Source organism: Stenotrophomonas sp. KH_036_B, from assembly GCF_057839485.1.
In genome coordinates, this window is sequence record NZ_CM174491.1 from 2,007,021 (window position 1) to 2,032,629 (window position 25,609).

Sequence of the window (25,609 nt, forward strand, 5' to 3'; positions counted from 1 at the left end):
GTGTCGAGGCAATGCTGTTATCGGCCGCATACGCGGTCTATTGAGGTCGCGCAGCTGAGCGCATTCAGCATTGGATGCAAAAAGGCCCCGATGCCGGAGCATCGGGGCCTGTGCAGAACCGGGGCGCGCGAGCGCCGGGCGGCTTAGAACTCCTGCCAGTCACCGTCGGCCAGTTCGGCGGCGACCGCACGGCTGGCCGGCTTGCGTGCCGGGGCCGGGGCTGCCGACGGACGGGCAACGGCGCGCGGCGCCGGCGCGGCGACGGGAGCGGCGGAAACCACGTCGCGCTGGTCGAGCGTGAAGATCGACACGGCATCGCTGAGGTGGCCGGCCTGTTCTTCCATCGAACGGGCGGCGGCGGTGGCTTCTTCGACCAGCGCGGCGTTCTGCTGGGTGGTCTCGTCCATCTGCACGACGGTCTGGTTGACCTGTTCGATGCCGGCGGACTGCTCCTGCGAGGCCGCCGAGATCTCGGCCATGATGTCGGTCACGCGCTGCACCGAGGCGACGATCTCGCCCATGGTCGCGCCGGCCTTGTGCACCAGCGCCGAGCCTTCGTTGACCTTGCCGACGGAGTCGTCGATCAGGCCCTTGATTTCCTTGGCGGCACCGGCCGAACGCTGGGCCAGGGTGCGCACTTCGGAGGCGACCACGGCGAAGCCGCGGCCCTGTTCACCGGCACGCGCCGCTTCCACCGCGGCGTTCAGCGCCAGGATGTTGGTCTGGAAGGCGATGCCGTCGATGACCGAGATGATCTCGGCGATCTTCTTGGACGAGGTCTGGATCGCGCTCATGGTGGTGACCACCTGGCCGACCACGTCGCCGCCCTGCGAGGCCACCGTGTGCGCGCCGATGGCGAGCTGGTTGGCCTGGCGGGCATGCTCGGCGTTCTGGCGCACGGTGGAGGTCAGTTCCTCCATCGAGGCGGCGGTTTCTTCCAGGTTGGCGGCCTGCTGTTCGGTACGGCGCGACAGGTCGCTGTTGCCGGTGGCGATCTCGCTGGCGGCCGAGCTGATGGCCATGCTGGACTGCTTGATCCTGGTCACGATGCCGCTGAGCTGTTCGGCGGTGGCGTTGGCATCGTCGCGCATGGTGGCGAACACGCCGTCGAACTCGCCGTGCATGCGCACGGTCAGGTCGCCCTGCGACAGTGCGGTGAGCAGGCCGGAGATCTGCTCGATGCTGGATGCATTGGCGTCGAGCAGGCCGTTGATCTGCTGGGCCAGCTGCAGGAAGAAGCCGTCCTTGCCTTCGGCGCCAATGCGGCCGGACAGGTCGCCGGCGGCGGCCTGGGCGATCACGCGCGCCACTTCGGCCTCGACCAGCGCCTCGGGGGTGCGGTCGCGCCATTCGACGACATGGCCGACGCTCTCGCCTTCTTCATTCCGGATGGTCGACACGACCTGGGCGAACTGCGCGTCACCGAACTGCATGGCGCGGCGGGCGACACCGTGCTGCTTGAGGTTGGCCAGCAGGTTGGCGTCCATTTCGCCACGGTGCTCAAGCACGGTCAGCGGGCGGCCGACCAGCGAGGTGCCGGCGTCGAAGTCGGGCAGGCTCCTGCTCAGCTCGTCCTGGTACTGGGACAGGGTCTGTTCCAGGGCGCGGTTGGCGTAGACGATGTTGAGGTTGTTGTCGGTCAGGTAGACGCCGGTGGAGCTGTAGTCCAGCGCGGTACGGATGCGCAGGTTTTCGCGGGCCACGGCCTGTTCGGTCTCGGTACGGTCGCGCAGGTCGCGCTGCATGCGCTGCATGGCCTGCATGAGGTCGCCGACTTCGTCCTTGCGGCTGACGTCGATGGTGCCGTCCAGCTTGCCGCCGGCCACTTCGTTGGCCACCGACACGGCGCCGCGGACGCTGCCGACCAGGGAGCGGGCAAACAGGTACACCAGCACCAGGCCGAGCGCGGCACCGCCGAGCAGGGCGATGATGGTCAGGGTGGCCGAGGTGGCGTAGGTGGACTCCGCTTCTTCGCGCGAGGCGCGGGCGAGGCGGTTGTCTTCGGCAATCAGCGTTTCAAGCGCGCTGGAGGCCTTGAGGTGCTTGGTGCGGGTTTCGCCGACGAAGGTATCGATGGCGTCGTCCGGCAGGTCCAGCTCCAGCATTTCGGTGACGGAATCGTAGGAGGCCAGCGAATCGGTCCAGTCCTTGGCGAAGGCGTCGAACAGCTTCTTCTGCTGGGGGCTGTCGATGAGGGCGGGGTACTTCTTGATCGAGGCGTCGATCTTGCCGCGCAGGTCGGCCGCGCGGGTCTTGGCTTCTGCCTTGACGTCGTCGCTGGCGCGGATCAGGCCCTGGTAGGCCGAGTTGCGGTATTCGCCAAGCATGCCACGCATCTCGCCGGCCATGCGGATGCTTTCCATCCGGTTGCCGGCCAGTTCGGTGGTCACGTTGTTGAGGGAGTGCAGGCCACGATAGGCGACTACGCCCTGCAGCAGCATCACCAGCAGGAGTACGCCGAAAGTCAGCATCAACTTCGGCATCAGTTTGAGGTTATTGATCCACGGCATGGTGGTGCAGTCTCCAGTGGCAAACGCGTCCGGGCGTGGCGCCCGGTTGCAGCGACCACGCCGGCCAGTGCCGGCGTGGCAGGGCGTTGGACGGTTACTTGATGTTGGCGAGCTTCAGGCCGGCCGGCGAGCTGACTTCGATTTCAGCGCGCGAGGCATCACGGGCAATCTTGCCGATCACGCAGACGGTCTTGCCTTCCAGGGTTTCCAGCGGGAAGCTGAACTTGCCGCGGTTGGCGCCGGCGATGCGGGCCGAGAAGGTGTGGCGCGGGAAGGCGCCGCCCATGTACAGGAAGGTCGGCTGGCCTTCGGAGCCTTCAGCGTAGCGGGCCTTTTCGACCTTGCCGCAGACCATGCCATCCTTGCCGACGGCGCGCGCGGCCAGCTCCGGCGGGATCATGTCGGCCGACTGGGCGAAGGCGGACGACGCGGAAGAGGCGAGGACGGCAACCGAAAACAGAGCGAGCAGGGACTTCATCGGGAGATTCTCCGGGGGATATGGATAGTTGGCCCGGGCGTGGCGGTTGCCACGGCGCCGGGTCCTGAATCCAGCTATCGGCCGTTTGCGACAGAACTGAAGGACTTTCTTGAACGAAAATCGATCTCGTCCATCGCGGACGGCAGGTCAGGCGGCGACGTCTTCTACGACGGCGGTCTGGCCCATGTCAGCGCTGTCGAGCAGGGTTTCGATGTCCAGCAGGATGAGCATGCGATCGTCCTGGGTGCCGATGCCGGAGATGAAGCGGGTATCGACGGCGGCGCCGAACTCGGGGGTCGGACGGATCTGCTCGGCGCTCAGCGGGATCACGTCGGAGACGCTGTCGACCACGATGCCGACGACGCGGTCTTCGACGTTGAGCACGATCATGACGGTGAAGGCGTCGTAGCGGGCTTCGTCCAGGCGCAGCTTGAGGCGCAGGTCGATGACGGGAACGATGGTGCCGCGCAGGTTGATGACACCCTTGATGTAATCGGGGGCATCGGGAACGCGGGTGACGGAGTCATAGCCGCGGATTTCCTGCACCTTGAGGATGTCCACGCCGTAGTGCTCGGCGCCGAGGGTGAAGCTGAGGAACTCGCCACCGCTGCTGGCGGCGTTGGGGTTGCTGTCTTTCATGGAAGGGATCCTGGGTCGGGCGTGGCGGTCGGAAAAGCGGGGCGTCACGCTCAATATCGGCCTGGGATGTCGCGACTTTAGAGGCGCAGGGCATAGAGCAAGAGCGCTGGGTCTGAGGGTGCCCCGGGCTTGGGCTGGCGGGTGTGGGCATCCGGGGGACGCTGCAAGTACGTCCATGTAAGCTCCGTCGCCGCATCCATGCGGCTCAGGCCCCCGGATGCCCACCCCCGCCAACCCTTTGACGCTTGGTCGGTGCGCCAGCAAAAAGTGGTAAATACCAACCGTTGGTTGGTACTGCTCTTGCTTTCAACGAGGCGCCGACCATCCACGGACGGAGCGGTGGGGATGGGGTTGCGGGGGTGTGAGCGGCATGGATGCCGCGACCAAGCCCCCATGGACGGGTTTACGGCGTCCCCCGCAACCCCATCCCCACCGATCCGTAGCAGCGACCAACCTGCCGCCGCCCTCAGCTTTCGCCGTTTTTGCGGGCGCTGCGTTGGCGGTCGATGCGGAAGATGTAGCGCTGGATCGCGCTGTCGCCGCCGCGCGGCAGGCCGTCGAAACGCATGCCGATGCGCTTCATTTCCGCGCCGCTGGGCAGCTTGACCGCCAGCTGGTTGCAGACGATCAGCGACACATGCAGCGGGCCGGCGTCGGGCACGTCCAGGCGCGCGTCGTAGCGCTTCTGCATGCTGAAGATGTTGCAGTCCACCGGCACGGTCACGGCCAGGCCGCCGCCGCTGATGTCCACCACGCGCAGATGCAGGGCCTCGCTGCGGTCTTCGTTGATCGGGAACATCAGCTGCGGCGAGTCGGTGATGGGCGTCTCCAGCCGGTACAGCTCGCGGCGCTGCAGGTGCACCAGCTCGGTCGGGAACGGCACGCGGAAGGCAACGTGGCGGTGGCCGCCCGTGCGTTCCAGGTGGTCCAGGCGGAAGCGCACCATCACCCGGTCCAGCTGCGCGAAGCACAGCAGGTGGCCGGCGTCCTCGGCGGCGCGGTTGGCCGGCTCGGACGGGCTGCCGTCCAGCAGCAGGCAGTCCTCGTCCTCGTCCAGCTCGAGGATCGCGGTCGGGAACGACTGGTCGCGACCGCCCAGATGCGCGTTGATCAGCGAACGCTGGTCAATCAGCGCCTGCAACAACTGCCGGATCTGCCGGGGGTTGCGTACCAGGTAACGGTCATCCGTGCCGTCGTCATCGGCGGCATGGGGAGCGTCGTGTGCGTCAAGGCTGCCTTCGGACATGGACTCTGGCTGGGTTGGGCGGGTACAGACATCAAGCGATGCCGGGTCTCTGTCCGTTTATCGGCACCGGTTCACAATAATGTAGGGCGAATGTGTGTACGGCGACCGGTGATGGGGCTACTCCTGCACGCATGAGCAGCGCGACGACAGGATCATCGGTGGCTGCGGATGTGCCAGCAGGCGCTGCACCAGCGGTGCGGCCGACTGTGGACGGCCGTCTTCACGGGTGATCAGCGCAGGTCCCGCGTACACCAGCCGCTGCTCCCCATCGAGTACCACCCAGGGATAAGGCACCACGGTGGAGATGCTGTGGTAATCCACGGCCTGCAAGGCAGGCAGGACGGCCAGGGTGTTGTGGGCACAGGCGCAGGGCGCCCCGATCCGCAGCAGCAGCGGCGCACCGTGGGTGGCGGGCAGCGGGCCGAGCCGGGCCAGGATCTGCGCGGCGCTCAACGCCGGTTCGCTGGCCGAAAGATGCGGGTACACCAGGGGCACCAACCCGCCCAGCCACGCGGCCAGTGCGACCGCGCAGAGCGCAGCGCGGGCCGAAGAGGGACATCCCGACCACCGCTTCAAGAGACCGACCCCACCACGTTCCATCCTTCCCAGGCCATGCAGTAGACGGGTAGCGGCGCGGTGCGCGGTGAACTTGATGCGTTTCAGTGGGCATTCGACGATTCAAGGCAGTGTTGTTTCGGATATGTGACGGGCCGCTCAAAACGACACCACCCCGCGCGGGCGGGGTGGTGTCGTTCATGCGCAGTGCTGGCGTGCGTCAGAATTCCTGCCAGTCACTCTCGTTGGCCAGCGCCGGTTCGCGTACCGCCGCCCGACGCGCCGGTGCCGGCGCGGCCGGTCGGGCACGCGACGGTGCGGCGCTGCGCGAGGCCACCGGTGCGGCGGCCGCCACCGGCGCGGCGTGCGCATCGAGCTTGAACAGCGACACGGCATCGGTGAGGTGGCCGGCCTGTTCTTCCATCGAACGTGCGGCGGCGGTGGCTTCTTCGACCAGCGCGGCGTTCTGCTGGGTGGTCTCGTCCATCTGCATGACGGTCTGGTTGACCTGCTCGATGCCGGCCGACTGCTCCTGCGAGGCCGCGGAAATCTCGGCCATGATGTCGGTCACGCGCTGCACCGAGGCCACGATCTCGCCCATGGTGGCGCCGGCCTGGTTGACCAGTGCCGAGCCTTCGGCGACCTTGCCGACCGACTCGTCGATCAGGCCCTTGATCTCCTTGGCGGCGCTGGCCGAACGCTGGGCCAGGGTGCGCACCTCGGAGGCGACCACGGCGAAGCCGCGGCCCTGTTCGCCGGCACGCGCGGCTTCCACCGCGGCGTTCAGCGCCAGGATGTTGGTCTGGAACGCGATGCCGTCGATGACCGTGATGATGTCGGCGATGCGGCGCGAGGATGCGTCGATCTCGTGCATGGTGCTGACCACCTTGCCGACCACTTCGCCGCCCTGCGAGGCCACCGAATGCGCGCCGATGGCGAGCTGGTTGGCCTGGCGGGCATGTTCGGCGTTCTGGCGCACGGTGGAGGTCAGTTCCTCCATCGAGGCGGCAGTTTCTTCCAGGTTGGCGGCCTGCTGCTCGGTGCGGCGCGACAGGTCGTTGTTGCCCGAGGCGATCTCGCCGGCGGCGGTGCTGATGCTGCCCGACGCATGCTGGATGCGACCGACGATCTGGGTCAGCTGGGCCACGGTGGTGTTGGCGTCGTCGCGCATGCTGGCGAACACGCCGTGGAACTGGCCCTGCATGCGTGCGGTGAGGTCGCCGTTGGCGATCGCCTGCAGCAGGTGCGAGAGCTGGGACAGGTTGCCGTCGGCCACTTCCATCATGGTGTTCAGGTGTTCGATCATCACCCGGAAGTCGTGGTCGAAGCGCAGCGCATCGCCGCGCTGGGTGAAGTCACCGGCGGCCGCGGCCTGGGCGAGCGACTGGATCTGGGTGTTGATGGCCAGCAGGCTGGCCTTGGCCGCATCCATCGATTCGTGCAGGATCGCGCGGGTGCCCGGCAGGCGGCGCGCATTCTGCGACAGGTCGCCGGCGGCGTACTGGTTGAGGACGTTGATGGCGTCCTTGATCGAATCCAGGTGCTCGAAGATTACCGTGTTGACGCCCACGGCCAGCTGGCCGTACACGCCCGGGAAGTCTTCCGGGATACGGTGGCTGATGTCCGGGCCGGCGTGCATCTCGACCATCTGCTGGGTCTGCTCGGAGAAGCGGCGCAGCATCAGGGTCATGTCGCGGGTAGCGGCCAGCATCCGGCCGGACTCGTCGGCATTGGTGATGCTGGGGATGTTCACCGACAGATCGCCACGGGCAACCGCCTGGATCGCGGTCATGGCCTGGCGGATCGGGCGGGTGATGGCGCGCGAGATCACGAAGCCCATCGCCACGGCCAGCGCCGACAGCAGCAGGATGGTGGTGATGATGGCCGCCACGCTGTTGCGGTGGGTGGCATTGGCGTCGGCGATCTTGCTCTGCATCAGGTTGCTGCTGAAGGCGCCGAGTTCCTTGAGGTCGTCGAACATCTTGCGGCGCGCCGGGCGCGACTTGTCGTCGGAGATCTGCTGGGCCAGCGCGCCATCACCGGCCGCCACGGCCGCGCGCATCTCGCCATTGGCGGCGAAGTAGGCGTCGAGGTCGGTGGCGACCTTCTTGTACAGGGCCTTCTCCTCGCCGCCGGCCGGCAGGGCGGCATAGGCCGCCAGCTCGTCGCGCACGGTCTTGGCGGTGGCGTCCATGCGCTTGTTGTAATCGGCGACCTTGTCGGCCTGGTCCAGCATGGTCAGCTGGGCCAGCTCGAAGGTGCGGAACTCGCCCAGCTGCGCGCGCACTTCGCCCAGGTGCTGCACGGACGGGATGTCGTTGTTTGACATCTCGGCAAGCTCGGCATTGACGCTGTTGAGGCGCACCAGGGCGAACACGCCCAGCGCGATCGTCATCAGGGTGGTGAGGGCAAACCCGACCGCGAGTTTGCGGGCGATAGGCAGATCGTGGAACCACTTCATGCTGGAAACTCCGGACGGGTCGGGGGCGCACAGCCGTGGGAGCGCTGGGCGGAAGGACGAAAGCGGTGCGGCGGCAGGGCGTAGGACGGGCAATGAAAGTGTCATCGCTACTGCGGATAACGGCGGCAGAGCGTCTGAACTTGAGTGTTCGATGTCACATTTTTTTCGGGATGTCGGCACGCTGCGGGTTTGCCGTGATCGTTGCGAAAGCAAGCAGTAGCAATGCATTCGCCGTGCGGTGGCGAATGGGGTATCGATACCGGGCCGTATCGGCGCCGACCGACATCACGGTTTTCCATCAGGGGTTCCTGGCCCGGAACGAAGAGCATCCACGCAGGGCGTGGATCTACGCGTTCGGTCGCATTCGTTATCGCGGCCGGCCTCGCGCGTATCGCGTTGGGTTTGGATGTTGATTACGCGATCGTCCTGCGCACGTAACGGTTCGTAGGTCCACGCCGCGCCGCATGACCGTCGGGCACCATTTCGATGAGCGCGTCGCCACGCGCCCGGGACAGACCGCATCTGTGAGGCATGATTCTGTTGCGTGGACACCGCGCGCAGCGCGGCACAAGCGTCCGAAGCCGACGCGGCAACGGTTGCCGCCATGGTTCCAGCGTTTAGACCGAAACGAAGCCGCCCGTCAGGCGTTATGACCCCGCAACGAAGCGGCACAAGCGTCCGAAGCCGACGCGGCAACGGTTGCCGCCATGGTTCCAGCGTTTAGACCGAAACGAAGCCGCCCGTCAGGCGTTATGACCCCGCAACGAAGAACGGCCGACCAACGGTCGACCCCACCAGAAAACAATCACCGCTCGGCCCCACCGTCATTCGCGAAACCACGCGCCGAAAAACAATAACGCCCCCGACATCAAACGGGGGCATGTCCACCCGGCCAACGGCCGGCGCTACCATCGGGCAGTTACGCCGCCTGCGGCACCCGCAGCGAACGCACCAGTCCGCCGATATCGACGATCAGCGCGACACGGCCGTCGCCCAGGATGGTGGCACCGGATACGCCACTGATGCGGCGGTAGTTGTTCTCGATGTTCTTCACCACGACCTGCTGCTGGCCGACCAGTTCGTCCACTTCCAGCGCGATCTTCTGGCCATCGCCTTCCACCACCACCACCAGCGAATCATCGTTGGTGCGGCGGCCGAAGCCGTAGTACTCGCTGAGCGACAGGATCGGCAGGTACTCGCCACGCACGCGCAGCACGCGGCCTTCGCCGGCCATCGAACGCACGTCTTCGGCCTGCGGCTGCAGCGCCTCCAGCACGTAGGCAAGCGGCAGGATCACGGTTTCGCCGGCTACCGACACGGTCATGCCGTCGAGGATGGCCAGGGTCAGCGGCAGCCGGATCAGCACGCGGGTGCCATTGCCGGCCTTGCTTTCCAGCTGCACTTCGCCACCCAGGGCCTGGATGTTGCGGCGGACCACATCCATGCCCACGCCGCGCCCGGACAGATCGGTGACGGCATCGGCAGTGGAGAAGCCGGGCTGGAAGATCAGATCCCAGACCTGGGCGTCGGTGGGGTTGTCGGGCACGGCCAAGCCGCGCTCGAGGGCCTTGGACAGGATCTTGTCGCGATTCAGGCCGCGGCCGTCGTCGCTGACTTCAATCACGATGTGGCCGCCCTGGTGCGAGGCTGCCAGGGTGATGGTGCCGGTTTCGTCCTTGCCCGCGTCGCGACGGACATCGGGCATTTCCAGGCCGTGGTCGATCGAGTTGCGGACCAGGTGCACCAGCGGGTCGGCGATCTTCTCGATCAGGCCCTTGTCCAGCTCGGTGCCTTCGCCGATGGTGCGCAGGCGCACGTGCTTGCCCAGGCGCGAGGAGAGATCGCGGACCAGGCGCGGGAAGCGGCGGAACACCGCATCCACCGGCAGCATGCGCACGCCGATGACCGCTTCCTGCAGGTCACGGGTGTTGCGTTCCAGCAGGTCCAGGCCGGCGAACAGCTGCTCGGCATGCACCGGATCGAGGGCATGCGAGACCTGCTTGAGCATGGCCTGGGTAATGACCAGTTCGCCGACCAGGTTGATGAGGGCATCGACCTTTTCCACGGCGACGCGGATCGAGGTTTCCGCCTCGTGCGCGGCAGCGGCTGCCGGGGTGGCAGCGGCAGGTGCGGCCGCAGCGGCGGCGACCGGGGCCGCGGTGGCGGCCGGTGCGCTGGTGGCCAGGCTTGGCGGTGCGGCCGGACGGATGTCCAGTTCGCAGTCGTCCACGACCCAGGCGAAGGTATCTTCGATCTTGCTGCGCGGCACCTTGCCGACCAGGCCCAGGTCCCAGGCGAGGTGGGCCTCGAGCGGGTCCAGCTGGTCGAAGCCGGGCAGGCGTTCCATCCGCGCGGCGACCTGCAGCGAACCGAGGTGTTCCAGCTCGCGGATGATGCGCAGCGGATCGTTGCCGCTCATGAACAGCGACGGCGCCGGGACGAACCCGATCTGCCACGCTTCCGGGGTGTCGTCGACCTTGGCGGCAGCCGGTGCGGCGGCGGCCGGCGCCTGGCCGGACAGCACCGCTTCCAGGCGGGCCTTGATCGCGGCAACGGCCTGCGGGTCGGCCGGCGTGCCGTGTTCGGCTTCGCGCAGCAGCGCGCGCAGCACGTCCACCGAGGAGAGCATGGCGTCCACCGCGGCCGCTTCCAGCGCGCGCTTGCCGGCGCGCAGTTCGTCCAGCAGCGTTTCCAGGACGTGGGTCAGCGCGGCGATGGCATCGAAGCCGAAGGTGCCGGCGCCGCCCTTGATGGAGTGCGCGGCGCGGAACACCGAGTTGATGATCTCAGGGTCCTGCTGACCCGATTCCAGTGCCAGCAGCCCGGCTTCCATCGCGTCCAGCCCCTCACGGCTTTCCTCGAAGAAAGTGGCGTGGAAGCGTTGCAGGTCCATGCTCATGAGAGTTCGGGTCCGGTTACCAATGGGGGAGGAGAAGACGGAAGGGGATCAGCCCAGGACTTTCTGGACGGTGGCGACCAGCTGTTCCGGGTTGAACGGCTTGACCAGCCAGCCGGTGGCACCGGCAGCCTTGCCTTCGGACTTCTTGTCGGCGGCCGATTCGGTGGTCAGCATCAGCATCGGCGTGAACTTGTAGTCCGGCAGCTGGCGCAGTTCGCGGATCAGCGAGATGCCATCCATGTTGGGCATGTTCACGTCGGTGACCACCGCATTGAAGCGCTGGCCCTTGGCCCGCCCCAGTGCGACGGCACCATCTTCGGCTTCCTCGACGGAAAAACCAGCCGAGGTGAGGGCGAAAGAGACCATCTGGCGCATCGACGCCGAATCGTCCACCACCAAGATACGTGCGCTCATGCCGCGTTCTCCACAGATTTCAGGTTGTCATGGGTTGCATCCAGGCCGAGGGCCTGGGTGACACCGAGCAGGCGCGCGGCATCACGGAAGGTGGCAGTGCAGCCGTCGAATGCGGTCGGGTAGCCTGCCTGACGGCGGGCTTCGACGAAGGCACACAGGACCTGCATTGCCGCGGTATGGATACGGCCGACCTGGCTGGCATCCAGCGTCAGATCGCCGGCCTGGTCCACCAAGGGGGCCAGGCGTGTTTTGAGCTCGGTGCTGTTCTCGATTCCGAGATCATCACCCAGGGCCACAGTGCTCATCGTTGCTCCGGACAAACGGTTCCTAGGTCTATAACGGCGTGCGTTCCGAAACCTTTAGGGCGGGGTGATTGCGGGGTGGCCGGCGGCGCGTGGGACACGCATGGCGTGTCGCTACGCGTCCCGCCCATCAACGTGCACGCAGGTGTAGCGACACGCCATGCGTGTCCCACGTACCGCCGGCCACGTCCGATCAATTCAACAACTGGGTGGCATCCAGCAGGATCATCGGCTGGGCGGTCACGCGGGCCACGCCGCGGAACAGGTCGTTGGAGATCTGGCAGATGCGCGCGGTATCCGGCGGTTCGATCTGGGAGTCGGTGAGGTTGGCCACGTCCTCCACCGCCGAGACCCGCAGGCCCATGGTTTCGCCGTCTTCCTCGAGCACCACGATGCGGGTGTTGGCATCGTCGTGGGCCGGGCCGGCGCCGAGGTGGATGCCCAGGTCCATCACCGGCACCACCTGGCCACGCAGGTTCATGATGCCCAGCATGGCCGAGGACGTGCCGCGCAGCGGCAGCAACGGGACCGGCAGCACCACCTCCTGCACCTTCAGCAGCTCCAGCGCGTAGGCCTGGGCGCCGCAGCGAAGACGCAGCCAGCGTGAGGTGCGCTCGCTGGCGCGGCGGTCGCCGCGCGGACTGGAGGCGGGGTTGCGGGCCTGGGCCTGCAGTTCCTGCCAGCTGGTGGGGCGCCCGGAGGCGGCGGCAGGCGCGGGCGGCGGCGGTGCCGCGCGCGCGACAGGAGCGGGGAGCGGTGTGGGCATGGCGCGGGCAGTGGGGGCGGGCGTCGGTGTGGGGGCAGGCGCGCGTGCCGGCGGTGGCGGTGCAGGGGCCGGCGCTGGCGGCGCCGAGGTGTCGTGCAGGGCCTCTGGCGGGAGGTCGTCCCAGCTGGGGCGCGCATCGTTGTCGCTGGCGGCGACCGGGCCCAACGCCGGGTCGTTCATCAGCTCGTCGAGCAGGGCCAGCGCGGCCGGCGCGCCGGGCGCGGTGGGGCTGTCGAAGGCCGGTGTGGCGGCAGCGGGTGCCACCACCGGGCCCAGCGCCGGGTCGTTCATCAGCTCGTCGAGCAGGGCCAGCGCGGCGGGTGCGCCGGGCGCGGTCGGGCTGTCGAAGGCCGGTGCGGCGGCAGCGGGTGCAGCTACCGGGCCCAAGGCCGGGTCGTTCATCAGCTCGTCGAGCAACGCCAGCGCGGCCGGTGCCCCGGGTGCGGTGGGGGTGTCGAAGACGGGTTCGGCAGTCTCCTGGGGCTGCGCGAACTCGGCGCGGATCGCCTCGGCGACGCCCTCGGGCTCGTCCTGCGCGGCCACGGCGACCGCTGCGGCGGGCACGGCGTCCCCGAGCAGTTCTTCCAGGTAGTCGTCCAGTACGTCGCTGGTACTCATGCCGCGCGCTCCATATGCAGCGCGTCGTCGGCCAGGATCCACTCCAGCGCGCGCCGGTAGGAGGCCAGGCCGCGACCCGGGTAGTCGGTCGACTGCAGCGGCAGGGTCAGGCTGGCGGCATTGCTGACCCGGGTGTCCACCGGAATGGCGTCTTCCCAGACGCGGTGGCCGTGGTTGTCCTGCATCTGCTTGAGGGTCTCGTTGCCGGTGCGGGTGCGGCGGTCGAACAGGGTCGGCAGGATCGACATCGGCAGCGGGCGGCGACGCGAGCGCTCCACCATCTCGCCGGTGCGCACCATGCCATCCAGCCCGTGCAGGGCCAATGGTTCGGCCTGGGTGGGAATGATCAGGCGGTCGGCGGCGGCCAGCGCGTTGATCATCAGCAGGCCCAGGGTCGGCGCGCAGTCGAGCAGGATGTAGTCGTGCTGGCCCCGGTGCCGCGCCAGCGCGTTCTGCAGGGCCAGGCCCAGGCCGGGCTGGTTGGCGCTGCGGCGCTCCAGCGTGGCCAGTGCGGCTTGGGCGCACACGTAGTCCACACCGGGAATATCGCTGTGGTGGGCGAGGCTGGCCAGCTCGGCCGGCGGGGTGCCGAACAGTTCCAGCACGCCCTGCGGCGTGGGGTCCAGCGGCACGCCGAACGCGCGGGTCAGCGACGAGTGCGGATCAAGATCGATCAGCAGCACGCGGTGGCCGAGCGTGGCCAGGCCGCGGCCGAGAGCGAGCGTGGTAGTGGTCTTGCCCACGCCGCCTTTCTGGTTGGCGATTGCCCAGATACGCATCGGTTCACTCCTTCATTGCAGGGGGGGCGGCGGCGCCAATGCGGCTGCCGGCCGGCACCGGTGGCAACTGCACCGGGGCGAGGGGGGAAACTGGGGGCGCGGTGGACGACGGTGCCGCCGCGCTGGTTTCGGCGGTGAGCTGCGGACCCAGCGGGTCCACGGCCTGCGCGGTGTCGGCCAGGATGATCACCATCACGCGCCGGTTGCGGTTGCGGCCGTCGGCGCTGGTGTTGTCTTCGCGTGGGCGGAACTGGCCGTAGCCGACCATCGCCAGCCGTGCCGGCTGCACGCCCTGATCGGCGAACAGGTGCACCACGCTGGCCGCGCGCGCGGCCGAGAGTTCCCAGTTGGACGGAAACATCGCGGTGGCGATCGGCACGTTGTCGGTGTGGCCTTCCACGCGCACGCCGTTCGGGGCGTCGTGCAGGACCTGGGCCAGGGAGGACAGGGTGTCCCGTGCATGCACGTCGAGCGTGGCCGAGCCGGTGGTGAACAGGATGTCGCTGTTGATCTCCACTTCGATCCACAGCTCGGTGCGGCGCACGGTGATCATGCCGCGGTCGATCAGCGGCGCCAGCGTGGCGGTGAGGCGGTCGGCGATCGTGTTGAGCTGGCGCTCGGCGCGCTGCAGCTGTTCCTGGTTGTGCACCGAGACCGGCATGCGCATCTGCGAGGCCATGGCCGGCAGCAGGGTGGGGTCGTTGGTCGGGGAGGGCGCGGACGGGCCGACCCGGTTGCCGGCCTTGATCACCGACGGGCTGTCCCAGCCGCCGCCCTGGACCTGCTGGTTGCCGACCTGCACCGGGTTGATGGTGCGCGGCGCGCCACCGAAGGCGGTGGTCAGCGCATCGGCCATGACCCGGTACTTGCCCTCGTTGAGCGAGGAAATGGCGTACATCACCACGAAGAACGCGAGCAGCAGGGTCATGAGGTCGGCGTAGGGAATCGCCCAGGCCTCATGGTTGGCATGCTCTTCGTGGGCTTTGCGGCGGGCCATGTCAGTGCAGGAACCCGGACAGGTTGGTTTCGATGTTGCGCGGGTTCTCACCCTGGGCGATCGAGATCAGGCCTTCGATGATCATCTCGCGGTCGCGGCTGTTGTGGTGGATCACGCTCTTGAGCTTGGCCGAGACCGGCAGGAACAGCAGGTTGGCCGAGGCGATGCCGTAGATGGTGGCGGTGAACGCGGCGGCGATGCCGTGGCCGAGCTTGCTTGGGTCGGCGAGGTTCTTCATCACGGCGATCAGGCCCAGCACCGCGCCGATGATGCCCAGGGTGGGGGCGTAGATGCCCATGCCCTCGAACACCTTGGAGGCGGCCAGGTCCTGGCTCTCCTGGCTGCTCAGTTCGATTTCCATCATGTGGCGGATGGTTTCCGGCTCCACGCCATCCACCAGCAGCTGCAGGCCCTTGCGCAGGAACGGGTCGTCCTGTGCGTCCACCTGTGCTTCCAGGCCCAGCAGGCCCTGGCGGCGCGCGATGTTGCTCCATTCCACGATCTGGCGGATCAGTTCGGCGCGGTCGCTGCTCGGCGGGCGCACCACCCAGCTGACGATCTTGAAGGCGTGCTTGAACACGGCCGGCGAGGTGTGCAGCAGGATCGCGGCCAGGGTGCCGACAATGACGATCACGAATGCGGCGGGGGACCACAGCGACGCCAGCCCGGCACCCTTGAGGATGCTGCCGCCGACCAGCGAGGCCAGGGCGAGGAAAAGTCCAATGAGGCTGAGTCTGTCCATTTGTCCGTTATCGGCTTGCGTGTGGGGGACTTGAATCAATCGTGCGGGGTGCGCAGGCCGTCCACGTCGAGGATCAGCGACATGCGGCCGTCACCGATCAGGGTGGCGCCGGCGTAGCCGCGCAGGCCGCGCAGCGCCTTGGGCAGGGGCTTGATCACCACTTCCTCGCGGCCGCGCACCTGGTCCACGACCAGGCCGAAGCGTGCTTCCCCGGCCTGCAGCACGACGATGGTGAGCAGCGGCGAGGCCACCGGTTCCACCGCCAGCCAGTGGCGCAGGTCCACCAGCGGCAGGGTGTGGGACTTGCGGTCCAGCACGGCGCGCCCGTCGAACCAGCCCAGCGAGGAGTTGGGGGCGTGCAGCACCTCCATCACGCGCGCCAGGGGCAGGGCGTAGACATCTTCGCCGGCCTGGACCAGCAGGGTGGGCAGGATCGCCAGGGTCAGCGGCACGCGGATCATGAAGCGGCTGCCACGGCCCAGTTCGGACTGGATCTGGATCTGGCCGCTGAGTTCGCGGATACGCGACTGCACCACGTCCATGCCCACGCCGCGGCCGGAGATGTCGGTGACTTCCTGCTTGGTCGAGAAGCCCGGCAGGAACACCAGGTGCAGGCACTCTTCGCTGGTCAGGCGGGCGGCGGCTTCGGGATCGATCAGGCCCTTCTCGCGCGCCTTCGCACGGAGCCGTTCCGGATCGATGCCGGCGCCGTCGTCCTGCACTTCAATGCTGACGTAGTCGCCTTCCTGCTGTGCCGACAGGCGGACGTTGCCGCTGCGGGTCTTGCCTTGCGCTTCGCGCAGCTCGGGCATTTCAATGCCGTGGTCGATCGCGTTGCGCACCAGGTGCACCAGCGGATCGGCCAATGCCTCGACCAGGTTGCGGTCCAGTTCGGTCTCGGCGCCGATCAGCTCCAGCTCCACTTCCTTCTTGAGGTTGCGCGCGACGTCGCGGGCCACCTTGGGGAAGCGCGAGAACACCTTGCCCACCGGCTGCATGCGGGTGCGCATGACCGCCGATTGCAGGCGGGCGGTGGCGATGTCCAGGGTGGAGACGGCGCGGTCGAGTTCTTCGTCGTGCAGGCGCGCGCGCAGGGTCTTGAGCCGGTTGCGCGACAGCACCAGTTCGCCGATCAGGTTGACGATGGCATCCAGGCGCTTGGTGTCCACGCGCACGGTGTGTTCGGCTTCGGCCACCGGCTTGTTGGCGGCCGGCTTGGCCGGGGCCGGGGCGGCCACTGCGCGCGGTGGTGCGGCCACGGGTGCCGGCGCGACGGCTGCGTGGCTGCCCGGGGCGGCGCCGCCATGCAGCTGGTCGAGCAGCGCCTCGAATTCGTCTTCGCCGATCATGCCGTCATCGGCGCGTTTCGTGGGCGTCACGGCGGTGGGTGCCGCACCGCCATGCAGCTGGTCGAGCAGGGCTTCGAACTCGTCGTCGCTGATCAGCTCGCCGCTGCTCGCACCGGCCGCCGCGGCTACTGGAACCGGCGTGGCCGGAGCATTGACGTCGAACTGCGCGATCAGTTCCGGCGGGGCATAGCCCGGCTCGGTGCCGGCAGCCACCGAATCAAGCATCGACTGCAGGTAATCCAGCGATTGCTGGCCGGCATCGAAGTGATGCGCCTGCAGCGTGGCCTGGCCGGAACGTGCCATGCCGAGGGTTTCCTCAGCGGCGTGGCAGAGCTCGACCATGGCCTGGATGCCGAGGAAGCCGGCACCGCCCTTGAGCGTATGGAAGCCACGGAAGACGGCGTTGAGCTGGTCGCTGTCCTGGGGCGACTGCTCCAGCGACACCAGCTGTTCGCCGAGGCGATCCAGGATCTCCTGGGCCTCGAGGATGAAGTCTGCGGCAATGTCGTCTGGAACAGCACTCATGGTTTCAAAGCCCCAAATCTGAAAGCAGGTCGTCGGCATCCACCTGCGATACCTGGTGGCGGTCCAGCCCGGTCACGGCCGGGCCGGCCAGGCCGTTGTCGCGCTTGTTGGCGGTGTCGTCCTGCGGCGGCGGCAGGCCGAGCGCGCCGAACCCTTCGTGCACGCGCCGCACGATCCCCACCACGCGGCGGATGATCTGCCCGGTGAGATCCTGGTAGCTCTGGGTCAGCGCGATTTCGGTGAGGTTGTGGCGGATCCGGTCCAGCTGCTGGTCCTGGTCCGGGCTCAGCCCGTTGGCGCGCAGCTGTTCGGTCAATGCCCGGCATTCCTCGGCGAGGTCCAGGGTGCGGTGGGTGGCCTGTTCGGTCATCGCCACCACGTGGTCCAGGCGCGCGCAGGCGTCGTCCAGCTCACCGGCCTCGCTGGGCAGGGTGGGCAGCTCGCCCAGGGCCTGGCCCAGCTCGCGGGCAAGCCGGTTCAGGCCGGCCATCATCGGCTGGGTGCGCACGGCGGCCAGGGCGTCGATTTCCCGGCGCCAACCGGCCTCGTCACCGCTTTCCAGCGCGGCCAGGGCATCCTGCAGGCGCTGCACCAGCGCGGACTTGTCGCGAAGGCTTTCCATCAGGCGCTCGCCGCCAGACGCTCGAAGATCTTGCCGAGCTTTTCTTCCAGGGTCGCTGCGGTGAACGGCTTGATGATGTAGCCGTTCACGCCGGACTGGGCGGCTTCGATGATCTGCTCGCGCTTGGCTTCGGCGGTCACCATCAGCACCGGCAGCGTCTTGAGCTTGGCATCGGCGCGGATCGCCTTGAGCAGGTCGATACCGGTCATGACCGGCATGTTCCAGTCGGTGACCACGAAATCGAACGCCTGGCTCTGCAGCAGGGCCAGCGCGGCATGCCCGTCCTCGGCTTCGGCCGTATTGGTGAAGCCCAGATCGCCCAGCAGGTTCTTGACGATACGACGCATGGTCGAGAAGTCGTCGACGATCAGGATACGCATGTTCTTGTTCAAAGCACTTTCCTCGGTATCAAGTGTTTTCAAGGCCGGCGTCGGCCGCCTCGAAGATCTTCAATCGGCCACGCAGGCGCAGCACTGCCTGGCCGTGGATCTGGCAGACGCGTGACTCGCTGACGCCGAGCACCGCGCCGATCTCTTTCAGGTTCAGCTCCTGCTCGTAGTACAGCGACAGCACCAGCTGTTCGCGCTCGGGCAGCAGGCCGATGGCATTGCCCAGTTCGCGCCCGAACTCGCCGCGTTCCAGGACCTGCTGCGGGGTCGGGCCGCCCTGGGCAACGGTGTCCAGTTCGCCCTGGTCTTCAATCCGTGATTCCAGGCTCAGCACCTGGCCGCGCGAGGCGTCTTCCATCAGGCGCAGGTAGTCGGGCAGGGGCATGTCCATCGCCGCGGCCACTTCGGTGGCGCTGGCGGCGCGGCCGGTACTCTGCTCCAGGCGGCGGATGGTGGACGCGGCGTCGCGGGCACGGCGGTGCACCGAACGCGGCACCCAGTCGCCACGGCGGATCTCGTCGATCATCGAGCCGCGGATGCGGATCGAGGCATAGGTTTCGAACGAGGCGCCCTGGTCGGCGTCGTAACTGCGCGAGGCCTCGATCAGGCCCATCATGCCGGCCTGGATCAGGTCGTCCACTTCGACGCTGGCCGGCAGGCGCGCGGCCAGGTGGTGGGCGATGCGCCGGACCAGGTCCGAGTGCTGGGCAATGCACTCGTTGGCCGCAGCGCGCTGGACCTCTTTGTATTGTGCGGCGCCTTTCATGCGGTCACCCCGCGTTGCTTGAGGATACGTTCCAGGAAGAACTCGACGCCGCCGCGCGGCTCGGTCGGTGCCTGCCAGCGGGCGGTGCGGCGGGCGATCTCGGTGATCGCCTGCGCGGCCGGGCTGGACGGGTAGGCCTTCACCACCGGCTGCTGGCGCTGCACCGACAGGCGCAGCCAGTCGTCCTGCGGCACGCAGCCCAGGTAGTTCAGCGAGACATCCGCCAGGAACTTGTCGCAGACCCGGCTGAGCTTTTCGTACAGCACACGGCCTTCGTTGGGGTCGCGCACCATGTTGGCCACGACCTGGATGCGGTCCACGCCGCGTTCGCGCGACAGCACCTTGATCAGCGCGTAGGCGTCGGTGATGGACGCCGGCTCGTCGCAGACCACCACCACGGTGTCCTGGGCGGCCTGGCAGAAGGTCAGCACGCCGTCGGTGATGCCGGCGGCGGTATCGACCACCATGAAGTCCAGATCGCGTTCCAGTTCGGAGAACACGTTGACCAGGCCCACGTGCTCGGCCGGCTGCAGTTCGGCCATGTGCCGGCGACCGGACGCGGCCGGCACCACCAGCACGCCGCCGGGGCCTTCCAGGATCACCTCGTCCAGGGTGCAGCGACCGGCGACCAGGTCGGCCAGGGTCAGCTTGGGCTGCAGGCCCAGGATCACGTCGATGTTGGCCAGGCCCAGGTCGGCGTCCAGCAGCAGCGTGCGCTTGCCCATGTCGGCGAGCGCCACGGCCAGGTTGGCCGACACGTTGGTCTTGCCCACGCCGCCCTTGCCGCCGGTGACGGCGATGGTACGGACCGGGCCCAGCGGCGCACTACGCGTGGCCGACAGCGGGAAGGTCTTGGTCAGATTGGCATACTCACGCGACGGCATGGTTCAACTCCGGGTTGCAGGGCATATCGGCCGCGCGGCGCAAATCTTCAAGGCGAAGTACAAGATTGGCTGCACTGGCCCGGTGCAGGTCTTCGGGAACGTCCTGGCCATCGGTCACCCAGGTGATCGGCAGGCGGTGGTCGACGGCCACCGACAGGGCGGTGCCGAAGCGGCCGGTTTCGTCCAGCTTGCTGAGCACCACGCCCTGGGGGTTGGCGGCGCTGAAGCGGCGGACCACCTCGTCCATGTCGCCGAAACTGGTGTTGGCCGGCAGCACCAGCAGGGTGCGGATCTGCGGGGCGGCGCGCAGCCACTGCAGCTGGGCGGCCAGGGCGCGGTCGCGCGGGCCCAGGCCGGCGGTGTCGATCAGCACCAGCTTGTAGTCCTTCAGGCGTTCCAGCAGCTGGGTCAGGTCGCTGCCGCTGTTGGCCTCATGCACGGCGATGCCGAGCTGGCGGCCGAAGCCATACAGCTGCTCGCGGGCGCCGATGCGGCCGGTGTCGGTGGTGACCAGGGCCACGTCACGTGCGGCATGGGCTTCGGCAAAGCGCGAGGCCAGCTTGGCAATCGTGGTGGTCTTGCCGGCGCCGGTCGGGCCGACCAGGGCGATCACGCCGCCGGCCTCCAGCGGGTCCACCGGGGCGATCGGCAGCTTCTTGGACAGCAGGCCCAGCATCAGGCCGCGGCCGCGGTGGGCTTCGGTGTCCAGCGGAATCTGCAGGGCCACATCGCGGCTGATGCCGGCATCGAAGCCGTATTCGTCCATCAGGTCCAGCGCGGCGGCGCGTACGGCCGAGCCGCGCAGGCGCTCGTCGGTGAAGCGGGTCATCTCGCGTTCGATGATGTGGCGCATGCCGGCCACTTCATTGCGCAGCTGGCGCAGGTCCTCGTCGTCGCGGGCCACCACGGTCAGCGGCGCGGCAACAGGGGCCGGGGCAGCGGCCACCACGGCGACGGCGACGACCTCGGCGACCGGTGCGGGTTCGTTGGCGGCCTGCATCTCCGGCAGGGCCGGCGGGGCGATCGGGGCAGCCGGTGCGGCGGGTGCAGCCGCCTCAACGCTGGCGATCGGCGCGACCGGCGTGAACACGGCCGAGTCGTCGATCTGCAGCATCGGCGAGACCGGCGCCGGTACCACCGGCACGGTCTCCCACAGCGGCGCGGCCGGGACGAGGGCGGGGGCGCGCTGCATCTGTTGGGACGGCATCTGCGGGATCTGCGGAATCTGCGGCGGCACCGTGGCGCGGCTGAGCGGGGCATGCATTTCGAACAGCGGCGCCTCGTCCATCGGCGGGTCGATGATGAAGCGGGCGCGGTTGGGCGCGGCCGGCGCGGCGGCACGGACCGGTGCCTGGATCGCAGCCGGCATCCCGGCGACGTCATGGGTGGCGTGGGCAGCAGCGCGTTCGGCGGCAGCAGCCTGTTCCACATTGAACGGGGCGAAGATCTGTTCCGGCAGTACGTCGGCCCGGGAGGCGGGCTGTACGTTGGCGCGGGCCAGGGTGGCGGCGAAGCCACTGCTGCCCGGCGGCGGCACGATTTCGTTGGCGCTGTCCAGGGTGCGACCGGTCGCGCCGACGGCGGCGCGGGCCAGGGCGGCCACCGCAGAGGTGGTAGCGGCGACCGGTTCCGGTGCGGCCAACGGGGCCTTGCGGCGGGTCACGGCGGCAATCACGGCATCGGCGGCATTGCGCGGACGCGGGGCCGGCGGCGGCGGGGCGACATCCTTGCGGGCCGCTTCCAGTGCACGCTGCACGGCGCCTTCGTCATAGTTCGCGGCCGCCACGATTTCGACGCCTTCCTCGATCCGGCGATTGGACAGGATCACGGCATCCGGACCGTGTTCCTTGCGCACCAGGTTCATGGCCGAGCGCATATCGGGAGCGACGAAGCGTTTGATTTTCATGCTGTGGTACCGGGACTGGGGCGGCTGGGCGGTCGAAGGGAAGCGCTGGTTGTCGGTGGTCTGCACGGTCCGGGTTTCCCTTTGTGTCCTGCTGCGGTGATATCGAAATGGGGGTGTCTGTTTTCTGACGCGTTGCTGTCGGAGTTCCGGCTCAGCTGATCGTGCCGACCAGCTTCAACCGCTTGTCCTCAGGCACCTCGCTGTAGGCAAGTACCGACAGCGAGGGGACGCTGTGCCGTACCAGCCGTGCCAGCGCGGCACGTACCGGACCGGGCACCAACACCACCGCGGGCTCGTTCTTCGCTTCCTGCTTGCCGACACATTCGGCCAGGCTCTGGTGCAGTCGCTCGGCGAGTCCGGGTTCCAGCGCTGCGCCGTTGCCCTGAGTAGACTCTTGCAAGACACGTTCCAATTGCGGGTTGAGCGTGAACACCGGCAGCTCCGGCGACATTCCGGCGATCTCCTGCACGATGAAACGGCCCAGCGCATTGCGCACGGCGGCGGTCAGCACGCTCGGGTCCTGGCTCATCGGGGCGTTCTCGACCAGCGACTCGGCGATCTTGCGCAGCTGGCGCACCGGGATGCGTTCGATCAGCAGGTTCTGCAGCACCCGTACCACCACCGACAGCGGCAGCGCCTTCGGGGTGAGGTCTTCGACCAGCTTCGGCGCGCTCTTGGCCAGGTTGGCCAGCAGCTGCTGCACTTCCTCGTGGCCGAGCAGTTCCGGGGCGTGTTCGCGGATCAGGTGCGACAGGTGGGTGGCCACCACGGTGGCCGGGTCGACCACGGTGTAGCCCATCGATTCGGCGTGGGCGCGCTGGTGCGGCTGGATCCAGGTGGCGTCCAGGCCGAAGGCGGGGTCCTTGCCGGCGATGCCTTCCAGCGCGCCGAGCGCGCTGCCCGGGTCCAGCGCCAGTTCGCGGTCGGGGTGGATCTCGGCGGTGGCCACCGGCACGCCATGGATCAGCAGGCGATAAGCGGTGGCGGCAAGTTCCAGGTTGTCGCGGATGTGCACCGACGGAATCAGGAAGCCGATGTCATGGGTGAGCTTGCGGCGCACGCCCTTGATGCGGGCCATCAGCTCGCCGCCCTGGTTCTTGTCCACCAGCGGGATCAGCCGGTAGCCAACTTCCAGGCCCAGCGGATCGACGGGGCGCAGTTCGTCCCAGGTCAGTTCGGCGGTGGGCGAGGGTGCGCCGCCGGGCAGGCCCAGGGCGGTGGTCGGCCCGGCGGCCGGGGCCTCGGCGGCACGCTGTGCGGCCACGCTCTTCTTCCACAGCTTCCAGGCGATGAAGGCCAGGATGCCGCCAAGCGTCAAGAAGGCGACGTTGGGCATGCCCGGCACCAGGCCGACCAGGATCAGGATGCCAGCAGCAATGGACAGCGCGCGGTACTGGCCGAACACCTGGCCCATCATGGCCTGGGCCATGTCCTGCGACCGCGAGGCGCGGGTGACCAGCATGGCCACCGCCGACGACACCAGCAGCGCGGGCAGCTGCGCCACCAGGCCATCACCAATGGACAGCAGGGTGTAGGTGGCAGCGGCTTCGCCGAACGGCATGCCGTGCTGGAGCACGCCCACGGCCAGGCCGCCGATCATGTTGATGAACAGAATGAGGATGCCGGCGATGGCATCGCCGCGGATGAACTTGCTGGCACCGTCCATCGCGCCGTAGAAGTCGGCTTCCTCGCGGACCTCCTCACGGCGCAGCTTGGCCTCCTCGCGCGTCAGCAAACCGGCGTTGAGGTCGGCATCGATGGCCATCTGCTTGCCGGGCATGGCGTCGAGGATGAAGCGCGCGGTCACTTCGGACACGCGGCCGGCGCCCTTGGTGATGACCACGAAATTGATGATGGTCAGGATGGCGAAGACCACGATGCCGACGGCGTAGTTGCCGCCGATCACGAACTCGCCGAACGCGGCGATCACCTTGCCGGCCGCCTCGTGGCCGTTCTGGCCGTTGAGCAGGATCACGCGCGTGGAGGCGACGTTCAGCGCCAGCCGCAGCATGGTGGTGATCAGCAGCACGATGGGGAAGATGGTGAAGTCCAGCGGGCGCTTCACGTAGACCACCGCCAGCAGCACCATCAGCGAGATGGCGATGTTGAAGGTGAACAGGGCATCCAGCACCGGGGCGGCCAGCGGCACCACCACCATCGCCAGCAGGGCCAGCACGATCAGCGGGGCGCCCAGGCCGTTGCGGATCATGTCCAGGGCGCGGCGGGTGTTCATTCCAGCGGGCTGGGCGCTCATGGGCGGCCTCCCTTGCCGTGTTCATCCACGTCGATGCTGGGGGCAGCGGGCATCGGCCCACCCCGCCAGGTGCGCAGCTGGTAGACGTAGGACAGGACCTGGGCAACGGCCGAATACAGTCTCACGGGAATTTCCTTTCCAAGTTGACCTTCCCGATACAAGGCGCGTGCCAAAGGCGGCGCCGAGACGATGGCGATCTTGTTGCCGTCGGCCACTTCACGGATGCGCAGGGCGGTTTCGTCCACGCCCAGGGCCACCACGGTGGGGGCGCCCATCTTGCCGCCGTCGTACTTCAGGGCCACGGCGTAGTGGGTCGGGTTGACCACGACCACGTCGGCGGTGGGCACCGCCTCCATCATCCGGCGGTTGGACATCTGCTGCTGCAGCTGGCGGATGCGGCCCTTCACCTCGGGGCTGCCCTCGCTTTCCTTCATTTCCCGGCGCAGCTCCTCGCGGGTCATCTTCAGCTTGCGCATCCAGTTCCAGCGCTGGTACGGCGCGTCGATGGCGGCCAGCAGCATCATGGCGCCGCCGGTGGCCAGCATCAGCTTCAGGGTGAAGCCCAGGCCGTTGACCATGGCGGCCTCCAGCGGCTGGTGGATCAGGTCGCGCAGCGGCCGGATGCCGTGCCAGACCACCAGCCCGGCGGCGGCGCCGACAAACAGGATGCGCAGCAACGACTTGGTGAACTCGGCAATGGCTTCGGCGCCGTAGAGGCGCTTCATGCCGGCCATGGGGCTGAGGCGGTTGAACTGGGGCATCAGCGACTTGTTGGACCAGCGCAGCCCGCCCATGGCCACCGGCGCCAGGAAACTGGCCAGCAGGCAGATCAGCAGCAGCGGCCACAGGGCCAGCATCAGCTGCAGGAACAGGTGCCCGAAGTGGTTGAACAAACCCAGCGGTTCAGCACGCAGGCCCGGCTCCGGGCTCAGTGCCATCTTCATCCACGCCTTGCTGCTGCTGGCGATCCCCCCGGAAAACGCCATCAGCGCCAGCACCGACGCCCCGAACACGGCGGCCGTGGCCAGCTCACGCGAGCGCGGGATGTTGCCCTGTTCACGGGCATCGCGCAGGCGTTTTTCGGTAGGTTGTTCGGTTTTTTCGCCGGCTTGTTCTTCGTCGGACATCGGGCAGGGCACCGGGGGGGATTACCCGGGGTGGTGCAAGAACTGTTCCATGACGGCAGGCCTTGCCGGTGCGGAAGCGCGCGCAGCCACGCAGGGCGTGGCTCTACGGAATGCTGCTGTGCACGGACGTAGTGCCACGCCCTGCGTGGCAGCCGCGCGCAGCGCGGCACAAGTCCCCGAAGCCCATCCAATACCGGTCCCGACCATGCAACCGGCGTTTAGACCCACCGAAGCCACCCGTCAGGCGTTCATGACCCCGGAACGAAGTGCAGCCACGCAGGGCGTGGCTCTACGGGATGATCCTGTGCACGGACACGTAGTGCCACGCCCTGCGTGGCAACCGCGCGCAGCGCGGCACAAGTCCCCGAAGCCCATCCAATA

The 25,609-nt window shown here is 68.0% G+C and carries 20 protein-coding genes and 1 pseudogene; all 21 read right to left on the reverse strand.

The annotated features are described in order from the left end of the window. Window positions 1-143 precede the first annotated feature (143 nt). Window positions 144-2,510, reverse strand: coding sequence for a methyl-accepting chemotaxis protein (locus AC3ITN_RS09180; RefSeq protein ID WP_489392738.1), 2,367 nt, complete (start codon window positions 2,508-2,510; stop codon window positions 144-146). A gap of 94 nt (window positions 2,511-2,604) precedes the next feature. Next, window positions 2,605-2,988 carry a hypothetical protein gene (locus tag AC3ITN_RS09185; RefSeq protein ID WP_313348498.1) on the reverse strand — a complete coding sequence of 128 codons (384 nt, stop codon included), beginning with the start codon at window positions 2,986-2,988 and terminating at the stop codon, window positions 2,605-2,607. 147 nt (window positions 2,989-3,135) lie between these two features. Then, window positions 3,136-3,627 carry a chemotaxis protein CheW gene (locus AC3ITN_RS09190; RefSeq protein WP_313348496.1) on the reverse strand — a complete coding sequence of 164 codons (492 nt, stop codon included), beginning with the start codon at window positions 3,625-3,627 and terminating at the stop codon, window positions 3,136-3,138. A 466-nt stretch (window positions 3,628-4,093) separates the two neighbouring features. Further along, window positions 4,094-4,873 carry a flagellar brake protein gene (locus AC3ITN_RS09195; protein ID WP_489392739.1) on the reverse strand — a complete coding sequence of 260 codons (780 nt, stop codon included), beginning with the start codon at window positions 4,871-4,873 and terminating at the stop codon, window positions 4,094-4,096. A 117-nt stretch (window positions 4,874-4,990) separates the two neighbouring features. After that, window positions 4,991-5,359, reverse strand: a complete 369-nt coding sequence (locus AC3ITN_RS09200) for a hypothetical protein (RefSeq protein ID WP_489392740.1) — start codon at window positions 5,357-5,359, stop codon at window positions 4,991-4,993. A gap of 289 nt (window positions 5,360-5,648) precedes the next feature. Next, window positions 5,649-7,889 carry a methyl-accepting chemotaxis protein gene (locus tag AC3ITN_RS09205; RefSeq protein WP_489392741.1) on the reverse strand — a complete coding sequence of 747 codons (2,241 nt, stop codon included), beginning with the start codon at window positions 7,887-7,889 and terminating at the stop codon, window positions 5,649-5,651. 919 nt (window positions 7,890-8,808) lie between these two features. Further along, window positions 8,809-10,788 (reverse strand): chemotaxis protein CheA, encoded by a 1,980-nt coding sequence (locus AC3ITN_RS09210; protein ID WP_489392742.1) that lies wholly within the window; start codon window positions 10,786-10,788, stop codon window positions 8,809-8,811. 48 nt (window positions 10,789-10,836) lie between these two features. After that, window positions 10,837-11,202 carry a response regulator gene (locus tag AC3ITN_RS09215; RefSeq protein WP_038688521.1) on the reverse strand — a complete coding sequence of 122 codons (366 nt, stop codon included), beginning with the start codon at window positions 11,200-11,202 and terminating at the stop codon, window positions 10,837-10,839. Further along, entirely contained in the window at window positions 11,199-11,507 is a 309-nt protein-coding gene (locus AC3ITN_RS09220; RefSeq protein ID WP_313348486.1) for an STAS domain-containing protein, read from the reverse strand. Before AC3ITN_RS09220 ends, AC3ITN_RS09215 begins: the two co-directional genes overlap by 4 nt. 190 nt (window positions 11,508-11,697) lie before the next feature. Beyond that, window positions 11,698-12,888 carry a chemotaxis protein CheW gene (locus AC3ITN_RS09225; RefSeq protein WP_489392743.1) on the reverse strand — a complete coding sequence of 397 codons (1,191 nt, stop codon included), beginning with the start codon at window positions 12,886-12,888 and terminating at the stop codon, window positions 11,698-11,700. After that, window positions 12,885-13,667 carry a ParA family protein gene (locus AC3ITN_RS09230; protein ID WP_313348484.1) on the reverse strand — a complete coding sequence of 261 codons (783 nt, stop codon included), beginning with the start codon at window positions 13,665-13,667 and terminating at the stop codon, window positions 12,885-12,887. Before AC3ITN_RS09230 ends, AC3ITN_RS09225 begins: the two co-directional genes overlap by 4 nt. A 109-nt stretch (window positions 13,668-13,776) precedes the next feature. Continuing rightward, window positions 13,777-14,664 (reverse strand): annotated as a pseudogene (gene motD / locus AC3ITN_RS09235) (flagellar motor protein MotD); the annotation flags it as partial. A gap of 1 nt (window position 14,665) precedes the next feature. After that, the gene (locus AC3ITN_RS09240) at window positions 14,666-15,406 is read right to left on the reverse strand and encodes a flagellar motor protein (protein ID WP_489392744.1); all 741 of its coding nucleotides are present in this window, start codon (window positions 15,404-15,406) and stop codon (window positions 14,666-14,668) included. Window positions 15,407-15,441: 35 nt separating this feature from the next. After that, a complete protein-coding gene (locus AC3ITN_RS09245) occupies window positions 15,442-17,280 on the reverse strand; it encodes a chemotaxis protein CheA (protein WP_489392745.1) in 1,839 nt (612 codons plus the stop codon). A 4-nt stretch (window positions 17,281-17,284) separates the two neighbouring features. Then, complete coding sequence (locus tag AC3ITN_RS09250; RefSeq protein ID WP_313348477.1) at window positions 17,285-17,902, reverse strand: protein phosphatase CheZ; 618 nt, start codon at window positions 17,900-17,902, stop codon at window positions 17,285-17,287. Further along, window positions 17,902-18,294 carry a chemotaxis response regulator CheY gene (gene cheY / locus AC3ITN_RS09255; RefSeq protein WP_313348476.1) on the reverse strand — a complete coding sequence of 131 codons (393 nt, stop codon included), beginning with the start codon at window positions 18,292-18,294 and terminating at the stop codon, window positions 17,902-17,904. Before cheY ends, AC3ITN_RS09250 begins: the two co-directional genes overlap by 1 nt. 16 nt (window positions 18,295-18,310) lie before the next feature. After that, window positions 18,311-19,057, reverse strand: a complete 747-nt coding sequence (locus tag AC3ITN_RS09260) for an RNA polymerase sigma factor FliA (RefSeq protein ID WP_313348475.1) — start codon at window positions 19,055-19,057, stop codon at window positions 18,311-18,313. After that, complete coding sequence (locus AC3ITN_RS09265) at window positions 19,054-19,941, reverse strand: MinD/ParA family ATP-binding protein (RefSeq protein WP_313348473.1); 888 nt, start codon at window positions 19,939-19,941, stop codon at window positions 19,054-19,056. The genes AC3ITN_RS09260 and AC3ITN_RS09265 overlap by 4 nt, the downstream gene beginning before the upstream one ends. After that, window positions 19,928-21,847 carry an AAA family ATPase gene (locus AC3ITN_RS09270; protein ID WP_489392746.1) on the reverse strand — a complete coding sequence of 640 codons (1,920 nt, stop codon included), beginning with the start codon at window positions 21,845-21,847 and terminating at the stop codon, window positions 19,928-19,930. Before AC3ITN_RS09270 ends, AC3ITN_RS09265 begins: the two co-directional genes overlap by 14 nt. Window positions 21,848-21,998: 151 nt before the next feature. Continuing rightward, on the reverse strand, window positions 21,999-24,101 hold the full coding sequence (gene flhA / locus AC3ITN_RS09275) for a flagellar biosynthesis protein FlhA (protein WP_489392747.1): 2,103 nt from the start codon (window positions 24,099-24,101) through the stop codon (window positions 21,999-22,001). Continuing rightward, window positions 24,098-25,228, reverse strand: coding sequence for a flagellar biosynthesis protein FlhB (gene flhB, locus AC3ITN_RS09280; protein WP_489392748.1), 1,131 nt, complete (start codon window positions 25,226-25,228; stop codon window positions 24,098-24,100). The genes flhA and flhB overlap by 4 nt, the downstream gene beginning before the upstream one ends. Between the last annotated feature and the right edge of the window lie 381 nt (window positions 25,229-25,609).